The 1,738-nt window shown below is 40.9% G+C and carries 2 protein-coding genes; both read right to left on the minus strand.

Annotated features, from left to right (window positions below; genetic code table 11):
- Positions 1-139: 139 nt before the first annotated feature.
- Entirely contained in the window at positions 140-694 is a 555-nt protein-coding gene (locus BJP37_RS41235; RefSeq protein WP_198954100.1) for an exostosin domain-containing protein, read from the minus strand.
- A 21-nt stretch (positions 695-715) separates the two neighbouring features.
- The gene (locus BJP37_RS41240) at positions 716-1,246 is read right to left on the minus strand and encodes a hypothetical protein (RefSeq protein WP_198954101.1); all 531 of its coding nucleotides are present in this window, start codon (positions 1,244-1,246) and stop codon (positions 716-718) included.
- Positions 1,247-1,738 lie beyond the last annotated feature (492 nt).

The following is a 1,738-nucleotide window of genomic DNA, read 5'->3' on the forward strand; positions in this document are numbered from 1 at the left end:
TTTCCGGGATAATTCTCCCCATTTCCCGCTTTTCCCGATTCCCGATTCCCGATTCCCGATTCCCGATTCCCGACTCCCGACCCAAATGTAAAAAACCTACCCCTGTGAGGCCCCACACTTCCCTTCTTTTTTACAACTATCAGATGCACCCTACTGTTGCCTGTTCCCTATTCCCTGTTCCCTTTGCTATAGGCAGATGACGATGGAAATTACTAAAGAACCCTTCTGGAGATACTCGTTCTTTCCAAATCCGGCGACACTCATACTGTAAATCTACAAATTCCCGGGATGATAGATTGTCGTGAAACTCAGCAATTTTCTCGCCAATTAAATGAAGTTCATTCTCCTTTATCCAAACACAGTATTTCTTCCAATCAATGTCAAAGTCGTAGGGAAGCACACAATCGGTATCTACAAGAACTGGAATTCTGCCACAGCACAATGCTTCATAGAAACGAAAGGAATTGTTTCCTGACCCACGGCAACAGAAGATATAGTCACTGTCTATTAAATTATGGACAAATTCTAGTCGATGCTTTTGCTTTAACTTGACGTCCGGTTGATTCAAGAAAACTAGGTTGTCTCTAATCATAAAGTTGGTGATTATGTTAGGGTCTTTGGCTAAGATATCTAGGGCTCGACGTCTTAACACATGTCCCCAATTATAGGGAGGGATACTAGTTTTCGAGTTCAAGACATTCTTTTTGACTCTAGATCATAAAACGTTTAAATTGGTTTTGGTATTTGGTTTGACGGCATATCCACAGAAACCAACGACAGGTTTTAAGCGTTTTTGGCGGATATTGAGTTTGTTGTCCAGATAGTTTTCAACAAAGTCTTCGCTCCACTGAGGTAGGGTGAAATCGGTGTTTTTTCTCAGGGAGCGATAGAGGGAGTTACGGAATACAAAATCACTTTCAATCGGTAAGTTAACATGGGAAGAAGCCCCACCAAAAAAGCTGATTAAGGGTTTGCCTGCTAATTTAACGTTTTCTGCTAATTGTCTGGCTTTATCTTCCAATTCAGAATTCCATAGTGCCCAATTAACTGGTACAATAGCAATATCTGCTTCCTCCAGAGACGACATCTTAAATAGAGACTTTCCAATCTCTACATAGTGGTCAAAACAACTACTAATGGGATCCTCAGGATTTTCTGGAGGTTTGCCCCAAAAGGGATATAGAATTGCCTCATAGGTCATGCCCTCTGGGAGATAGTTCTGGTCACAGAAAATTTTCAACGTCATAATTTTAGGCTCTAGGGAACAGGGAATAGGGAACAGGGAAAAAATCCTGTGTACCTCAGGTGCGACCCGTGGTGAATTTAATTCGCCAAGGTCAAGCTCACCTAATAGCTAAAAAACCCCTCTAACACTTTAGACGTCATTAAATCACACTTTTAGGCTATATCCATGCCTTTTTGCCAAATTATTTAGTCTTGAAAGTTCTTAGGGAATACGGAGCTTCGCAGCAGAAATATGTCTTAACCGTTACCGAAAAAATTGGGTAATCGCGCCCCGTCCTTATAGGACGGCTTGATTTTTAAGCTAAAACTTGACAGTTTTCACAGAGCGTGTTATGATTATCTTATAAATAAGAAACTAAAAAGCTACATAAATACTATCTAAAAATAAGTAGGCAACGTAAAAAATATGTATCAGATGCATATTGCGTAATTTGGTCTAGCGATGCAGCGCGGTCTTGGGGGTTTCCCCCACTCGCTATTGCATCAAGACAAC

The organism is Moorena bouillonii PNG, from assembly GCF_001942495.1.
Taxonomy (GTDB): Bacteria; Cyanobacteriota; Cyanobacteriia; order Cyanobacteriales; family Coleofasciculaceae; genus Moorena; species Moorena bouillonii.